General features: G+C 64.8%; 7 protein-coding genes and 1 pseudogene. 5 read left to right on the forward strand and 3 right to left on the reverse strand.

The window, feature by feature from the left end:
• Positions 1-1,603 (reverse strand): Rne/Rng family ribonuclease (locus QZ994_RS17475; protein WP_290874671.1); only part of this gene is annotated, 1,603 nt, incomplete at its 3' end.
• Between the two features lie 834 nt (positions 1,604-2,437).
• Here QZ994_RS17475 and QZ994_RS17480 point away from each other — a divergent pair.
• From QZ994_RS17480 to QZ994_RS17495, 4 genes are read left to right on the forward strand one after another with little or no spacing between them, the layout of a single operon-like run.
• Entirely contained in the window at positions 2,438-3,475 is a 1,038-nt protein-coding gene (locus QZ994_RS17480) for an RluA family pseudouridine synthase (RefSeq protein ID WP_290874674.1), read from the forward strand.
• Between the two features lie 51 nt (positions 3,476-3,526).
• A complete protein-coding gene (locus QZ994_RS17485) occupies positions 3,527-4,210 on the forward strand; it encodes an HAD-IA family hydrolase (RefSeq protein ID WP_290874677.1) in 684 nt (227 codons plus the stop codon).
• Complete coding sequence (locus QZ994_RS17490; protein WP_290874680.1) at positions 4,203-4,589, forward strand: Rieske 2Fe-2S domain-containing protein; 387 nt, start codon at positions 4,203-4,205, stop codon at positions 4,587-4,589. The genes QZ994_RS17485 and QZ994_RS17490 overlap by 8 nt, the downstream gene beginning before the upstream one ends.
• 42 nt (positions 4,590-4,631) lie before the next feature.
• On the forward strand, positions 4,632-5,591 hold the full coding sequence (locus QZ994_RS17495) for a S49 family peptidase (protein ID WP_290874683.1): 960 nt from the start codon (positions 4,632-4,634) through the stop codon (positions 5,589-5,591).
• Between the two features lie 15 nt (positions 5,592-5,606).
• Here the strand turns inward: QZ994_RS17495 and QZ994_RS17500 are convergent, their stop codons facing one another.
• Entirely contained in the window at positions 5,607-6,464 is an 858-nt protein-coding gene (locus QZ994_RS17500; protein ID WP_290874686.1) for an HDOD domain-containing protein, read from the reverse strand.
• 92 nt (positions 6,465-6,556) lie between these two features.
• Entirely contained in the window at positions 6,557-7,135 is a 579-nt protein-coding gene (locus tag QZ994_RS17505) for a chalcone isomerase family protein (RefSeq protein WP_290874689.1), read from the reverse strand.
• A gap of 234 nt (positions 7,136-7,369) precedes the next feature.
• Between QZ994_RS17505 and QZ994_RS17510 the strand changes: the two are divergent.
• A pseudogene (locus QZ994_RS17510) lies at positions 7,370-7,478 on the forward strand (type III pantothenate kinase); the annotation flags it as partial.

The following is a 7,478-nucleotide window of genomic DNA, read 5'->3' on the forward strand; positions in this document are numbered from 1 at the left end:
CGGGCTGGTCGGGCAGCACGCCCTTGATGACCGGCTCCTGCTTGGCCTTGCTCTTTTCGCGGCGCGTGATGCCGACCTCGTCGTCCGGCTCCTCGATCATCGAGTAGCTGGTCTGGATGTTTTCCAGGCGCGGGTCGTCGTGGCGCAGGCGCTCGAGCTTGTAGTTCGGCGTCTCGATGTGCTTGTTCGGGATCAGCAGCACGGTCACGCGCTGCTTGAGCTCGATCTTGGTGATCTCGGTGCGCTTTTCGTTCAGCAGGAACGACGTGACCTCCACCGGCACTTGCACGTGCACGGCGGCGGTGTTGTCCTTCATCGACTCTTCCTGGATGATCCGCAGGATCTGCAGGGCCGAGGACTCGGTGTCGCGGATGTGGCCGGTGCCATTGCAGCGCGGGCATGTGATGTGGCTGCCTTCGCTCAGCGCCGGGCGCAGGCGTTGGCGCGACATTTCCAGCAGGCCGAACTTGCTGATGGTGCTGAACTGCACGCGCGCACGGTCAAAGCGCAGCGCATCGCGCAGGCGTTGCTCCACCTCGCGGCGGTTCTTGGACTCCTCCATGTCGATGAAGTCCATGACGATCAGGCCGCCCAGGTCGCGCAGGCGCATCTGGCGGGCGATTTCGTCCGCCGCTTCCAGGTTGGTGCGGAAGGCGGTCTCTTCGATGTCGCCGCCGCGGGTGGCGCGCGCCGAGTTCACGTCCACCGAAACCAGGGCTTCGGTGTGGTCGATCACGATGGCGCCACCGGAGGGCAGGTTCACCGTGCGGCTGAAAGCCGTTTCGATCTGGTGCTCGATCTGGAAGCGGGCGAACAGGGCGGCGTCATCGCGGTAACGCTTCACGCGGTTGGCCGTCTCGGGCATGACGTGCAGCATGAACTGCTTGGCCTGCTCGTAGATGTCGTCCGTGTCGATCAGGATTTCGCCAATGTCGTTGGTGAAATAGTCGCGGATCGCGCGGATCACCAGGGAGGATTCCTGGTAGATCAGGTAGGCGCCCTTGCCGCCGGCCGACGCTTCGTCGATGGCCGTCCACAGCTTGAGCATGTAGTTCAGGTCCCACTGCAACTCGGCAGCGGTGCGGCCGATGCCGGCCGTGCGGGCGATCAGGCTCATGCCCTTCGGGTACTCAAGCTGGTCCATCGCCTCCTTGAGCTCTTCGCGCTCGTCGCCCTCGATGCGGCGGCTCACGCCACCGCCACGCGGGTTGTTGGGCATCAGGACCAGGTAGCGGCCGGCCAGGGACACGAAGGTGGTCAGGGCGGCGCCCTTGTTGCCACGTTCTTCCTTTTCGACCTGGACGAGCAGTTCCTGCCCTTCCTTGATCACGTCCTGGATGCGGGCCGAGCGGACTTCCACGCCTTCCTTGAAATACTGGCGCGAGATTTCCTTGAAAGGCAGGAAACCGTGACGCTCTTCGCCGTAATCGACGAAACAGGCTTCCAGAGAGGGTTCAACGCGGGTGACAACGGCCTTGTAGATATTGCCCTTGCGTTGTTCGCGACCTTCGATTTCGGTTTCGAAGTCGAGCAGTTTCTGCCCGTCAACGATCGCCAGGCGCCGTTCTTCCGGCTGCGTGGCGTTGATCAGCATGCGCTTCATGTGGTCTCCACAGTTCAAGCGAGGCCGGCCCTGGATGGCACCAGGCAAGCCTCCACTTGCCACCGACCTTGCGGACAGCGGCAGCGTTCATGCACGAGCAACGAAGTTGAACCGTCAGGAATTGCCTTGGCTGTCTGTGGCGCGAGAAGCGTCAAGTCAGCAGGGGCGCGCGCGCCGAGACTTGGACACGGGCCGACCGCCACCCCGATCCACCGGCGCGTCGTGGCGCAGATGGTGCCGCCAGCGAGGCGGAACGGGTGGGGGTTGGGAGCCCAGGCCATTCGGAACCGGACACGGCGCAGGGCAGCAGGCGGGCTTCCAGGGTATGGAAGGCGGCTGGCACACAGGCGGGCAGGTGGGCGAACGGAATGGGCCGGAACACGTGGGCAGTCACTCGACACAGGCAACAGCGGACAACCGACTTGGCGTCTGGTCTCGCGCTGCCACCCATAAACCTTGAATTTGGGTTCGATCTACGTTGGCTCTGACACAGGGCTCCGTTTGGCAAAACCACACCTTGGGTGGTTTTCTCCGGCTGGCGGCCTGTGTTGCATCACCATCAATTTGGCGGGGCACCCCGCCGGGCCTTGTGATGCAGCACCGTCAGACCGTCAGGAAGTAAAATGCGGTCTGGCTTTGCCTGTTCGGTGCGACTGACATGGCAAAGGCCAAATCAACCTACACACATTCCATCACGTGGCTCAGCCCATTATAGGTGCGAAAACTGCACCCCGACGCCAGAGAACTGGCGCCAAAACACCGGCCAAGGCCGCCTCTCACGCGCCATCCAAGGGTAAACCCGAGTCACGTCCGAAACCCCTGCTCAAACCTGCCGTGGCCGCGCCGGCGCCGGTGCCGGTGGTGCCCGAAGCCGCAGCCGTACAGCGCCTCGTGATCGACGAGGGGGGCGCCGGGCAGCGCCTGGACAATTTCCTCATCAAGGTGCTCAAGGGGGCGCCCAAAACACTGGTCTACCGGATCATTCGCAGCGGTGAAGTGCGTGTGAACAAGGGCAGGGCGCAGGCCGACACCCGGCTTGAACTGGGTGACGAGGTTCGGGTGCCGCCGCTGCGCCTGGCCACCAGGGACGAAGCCACCGTCGCGGCCGTGCCGGCCCGCGAGTTCCCGGTGCTGTTTGAAGACGAGCATGTGCTGGCCATCAACAAGCCTGCGGGGGTCGCGGTGCATGGCGGCAGCGGTGTCAGCTTTGGCGTGATCGAACAACTGCGCCGCGCCCGGCCTCAGGCCAAGTTCCTGGAACTGGTTCACCGGCTGGACAAGGAAACGTCCGGCATCCTCCTGATCGCCAAGAAACGCAGTGCGCTCACGACCCTGCAGGATGTGTTCCGCAACCGCCAGGCGCACAAGACCTATGCGGCCCTGGCCATTGGTGACTGGCCGGCCAGCAAGAAGGTGATCGATGTGGCGCTGCACAAATTCCTCACCGCCGAGGGTGAGCGCCGCGTCATGGCGGTCAAGGACGAAGACGAGGGGCGCCGATCCATCTCGCTGGTGCAGGTGGTCCAGCGCTTTGCCGCCTTCAGCCTGCTCGATGTGACCATCAAGACGGGGCGCACCCACCAGATCCGTGTGCACCTTGCCAGCGAAGGCCATCCCATCGTGGGCGACGACAAGTACGGTGACTTCGAGTTGAACAAGGCGCTGGCCCGCGGTCGTCCGCAGGACGCCGTGCCCGGCGTGAACCGCGCGGCCTTGCCCGAAGGGCGTTTCGGGCGGATGTTCCTGCACGCACGCTACCTGCGTCTGGCTCACCCCGCCACGGGCGAGCCACTGGTGCTCGAAGCGCCGTTGCCGCCGGATTGCGACACGCTCTTGTCCGCACTGGATGCAGTCGTCACCAAGACAAAGTAGAGTGACAAACGTCGCAGGCCCCTCGTCGAGGCCTTGTCATCAGGAGTTCTTTTGACCCATCCCGCCGATACCGGGCTTCGCCCCCGCGCCTACGACCTCATCGTCTTCGATTGGGACGGCACGCTGTACGACTCCACCGGCCTCATCGTCCGGTGCATCCAGTCGGCGTGTGCCGACCTCGGGCTGCCTGTGCCGCCCCCGAGCGAGGCGGCCTATGTGATTGGCCTGGGCCTGCACGACGCGTTGGCACATGTTGCGCCGACCTTGCCAGCCGAGCGGGTGCCCGAACTGGGGCAGCGCTACCGGCACCACTATTTCCAGCGCCAGCACGAGCTCAGCCTGTTCGAAGGGGCCTTGCCGCTGCTGGCGGCCCTCAAGGCGCGCAACCATTGGTTGGCGGTCGCCACGGGGAAGTCGCGCCAGGGGCTGAACGAGGCGCTGGAGCACGTCGAGTTGCGGGGCATGTTCGACGGGACGCGCACGGCGGATGAGACGGCCTCCAAGCCGCATCCGCTGATGTTGCAGCAGCTGATGGCCGAATTTGGCGTGGCGCCCGAGCGCACCCTGATGATCGGTGACACCACCCACGACCTGCAGCTGGCAAAGAACGCCGGCACGCACAGCCTGGCGGTGAGCTATGGTGCCCATGAGCCCGAGGCCTTCGGTGCTTTCGACACCCGTTTTGTCGCGCACTCGGTGGCCGCCTTGCACGACTGGCTTGCCCGCCATGCCTGAACCCGGCGTTCGGCCCCAGTTTTTGTGTCCGGCCGAGGCCCTGGTCGAGGCGGGGGATGCCGTTTGCTTCGATGTGCTCGATGCCGATGGCAGAGTCCAGGCGTTTGCCCTGCGTTTTGGTGGCAGGGTGGTGGCCTACCTCAACCGCTGTGCCCACGTGCCAGCGCCGATGGACTGGCGCCCGGGCCGCTTCCTGGACCACGAACAGCGACACATCATCTGTTCGATGCATGGCGCCCTTTACGAGCCGGCCGATGGCCTGTGCGTCAGTGGGCCTTGCCCCGGCGCCCGCCTGACCCCGCTCGATGTTCGCGAAGCCGACGGCCTGGTGCATTGGTATCCTGATCCGCGGCACCAGCCTCTGCCCTCGGCAGACTGACCCATTCAACCGTCTCTACATCCTTTCCCAACCGAGCCCTTCATGAGCGCAGCCGATTCCCAAGCCCCCGATCCCACGAGCGGGACCCAGAACGCCTTCCTCAACGAGTTCGCCCGCGCCTACCTGGCCCAGCAGCGGAGCGACCGGCGTTGGCGCTGGTTCTGGCGCCTGGTCTGGTTGGTGGTTGCCGGCAGCATGGTGTGGGCAACGCTTCAGAACATGCCGGCCACGCACTCCCAAGTGATGCCGCATACGGCTCTGGTCGAGGTGCGTGGCGAAATCGGAGCGGACACCGAAGCCAGTGCCGACAACCTCATGACGGCCCTGCGCAGCGCCTTCGAGGACCAGGGTGCCCAGGCCGTGGTGCTGCGCATCAACTCGCCCGGTGGCAGTCCGGTGCAGGCCGGCCTGGTCAACGATGAGATCCGCCGCCTGAAGGCCCTCCACAAGAAGAAGGTGTACGCCGTGTGCGAAGAAATGTGCGCTTCGGCTGCCTACTACATTGCGGTCGCTGCCGACGACGTTTACGTGGACAAGGCCTCGATGGTTGGGTCCATCGGCGTGTTGATGGACGGCTTCGGCTTCACCGGCATCATGGAAAAGGCCGGTGTGGAGCGCCGCCTTCTCACTGCTGGTGCCAACAAGGGCATGCTCGATCCGTATTCGCCGCGCAACACGACGCATGAGGCCTACGCCCAGGCCATGCTCGACCAGATCCACCAGCAGTTCATCCAGGTGGTGCGCACCGGCCGCGGCAAGCGCCTGAAGGAGTCGCCCGAAACCTTCTCGGGCCTGTTCTGGAATGGTCAGCAAGCCGTGGCGTTGGGGCTGGCCGATCACCTGGGCAGCCTGGACATGCTGGCCCGCGATGTGGTCAAGGCCGAAGACATCATCGACTACACGCAGAAGGAAAACCTGGCCGAGCGCCTGGCCAAGCGGTTTGGCGCGGCCTTCGGCGCAGGGGCTGTTCAGGCGATGCGCGCCTCGGTCAGCCTGCGCTGAGGTGGCGGGGGCGACTCAGTCGTCCATGCCCCGGATCAGTCGCTCCGCCGCCTCCTGAGAGAGGTTCAGCAGCTGGGCCACCCCCGCGACATCGTCTCGCATCGCGGCCAGGGCGTGTGGGTCGTCCCAGCCGTGCTGGGTGTGGCGGGCGATCTGCACGGCCAGGTGCACGCTGCGGACCTGGGGTACATGGGCCTGGCGGTCGTCGGTCGCCTTGATGATCAGGTCAGGCAGTTGCCAGCGGTGCATGAGGCTCTGGGCCAGATCGTTGAGTTCGATGCCCAGGACCTCGCGCTGCACATCGGCCGAGCGCAGGGTGTGGTCGGCGGCCAGCCGTTCCGAGATCTCCAGTGCCATCACCGGTGCGTGACACCACAGCAGCATTTCAGCGAAGTCGTGCAGCAGCGCGGCTTCATGGATCACGACCGCGTCCTCGTCCTGGCGGCGCAAGGCAAAGCCCATGGCGAAATTCGAGGCGCGTCGCGCCCGGGTCACCACACTGGTGATGCCCGCCAGCGCTTCAGGGAACAGGCAGAGCCATTCCACGATGGTCTGCTGGTTCGCAAACACCTTGAAGAACGGGCCGATGCCCATCATCACCAGTGCGCCCACCAGGGTTTCCGGCGGGTCGACGCTCAGGCGGGTGCAGTAGCGAGACACATGGCTGAGGACCTTCAGGGTCATCAGCGGGTCGTGGTTCATGCACTCCGCCAGCATGTGCGCATCGACGGTGCCGTTGGCCTCTTCGATGCTGTGCAGCAGGGCGATGTCTGCGGCCGTGCTGGGCAGGATCGGGCTCTCCAGGCGGTCGAGCGCGTCGGTCCAGGCGGCGAGGTGGGGAGGGCGCGTGAGGATCATGCTGGCTTCAGGCATCTGCTCCCCTTATCGGCCCATTCGCGCAGGCTGGCAAGGCAGGGCATCCCCTGCGTTTGCCAACCTTGTCACGGCAGGCCCGATTCAGCGGCTCATTTGCCGCCCAGCAAGGCGGCCTTGAGGTCGTCATCGACCGGGTGCTCGCCCAGCCAGATCTTCAGCAGCGCGGCATAGAAGTCATCACCGACGATGACCGGGCCCTTGCGCTCGCCATTGACCAGCACAAAGGTGCCGCTGCCGGGCTGGTGGTCGATGTGGATGACCGCCCCCTTTTTCACTTCGCCAAAGGCCAGCATCAGGCCCTTGATCTCGTCCAGCTTGGGTTGGAAGCGGGCAATTTCGGCGCTGCTGTGGTTCTTGCGGAAGCCCTTGATCATGGCGTCCGCAAAGTCTTCGCCGGACAGGTTGCGCAGCAGCACGATCTGCATGCTCTTGGCGCCGGGCATGGCCAGGATGCCGCTGGCGCTGGCTTCCTTGCGTGGCAGATAGAGGCCGGCGGCGTACACGTCGACGATCACCTTGACCCGGACCCCGACGCCATTGAGTTGCAGCGACTGGTTGGCCAAGGCGTAGGTATCGCCGAACTTGGCTCCCTTGACCTCGACCGCAGACCACGCAGGCAGGCTGCTCAGTGCGACGCTCAGGAACAGGGTGGACACGAGGTGTTTCATGACGTGGGCTCCGTATGGGTGGCAGGTCAATGCGCCGTGGAACCATCGGGAACCACGGTGCCGATGGGCCGCGACCATACCTTGATTTCGCTCAGATGTGTGCACCTTGGTGGGCCGAGTGTGGTGCCGAGGCTGCGTTCGCGCAACAGGCTTTGACCGGGTTCAGGGGCGGGTTGCAGGCAGAATGACGCAGCCGCCGAGGTTCGGGGTGTTCCCGTTCAAAGAGATAGATGCATGTCATTTCTGGTCATCGACATTGGTAACACCCGCCTGAAGTGGGGCCTCTACGAACACGGTGAGCCGGGTGCGGCCTTGCTGGACCACGGTGCCGTGGTGCTGGAGG

The organism is Aquabacterium sp., from assembly GCF_021768455.1.
Classification (GTDB): domain Bacteria; phylum Pseudomonadota; class Gammaproteobacteria; order Burkholderiales; family Burkholderiaceae_C; genus Aquabacterium.

Excerpts from the sequence above, each read along its gene's own strand:
- QZ994_RS17490 (WP_290874680.1), top strand. The coding sequence starts at position 4,203 with ATGCCTGAACCCGGCGTTCGGCCCCAGTTTTTGTGTCCGGCCGAGGCC.
- QZ994_RS17495 (WP_290874683.1), top strand. The coding sequence starts at position 4,632 with ATGAGCGCAGCCGATTCCCAAGCCCCCGATCCCACGAGCGGGACCCAG.
- QZ994_RS17500 (WP_290874686.1), bottom strand. The coding sequence starts at position 6,464 with ATGCCTGAAGCCAGCATGATCCTCACGCGCCCTCCCCACCTCGCCGCC.
- QZ994_RS17505 (WP_290874689.1), bottom strand. The coding sequence starts at position 7,135 with ATGAAACACCTCGTGTCCACCCTGTTCCTGAGCGTCGCACTGAGCAGC.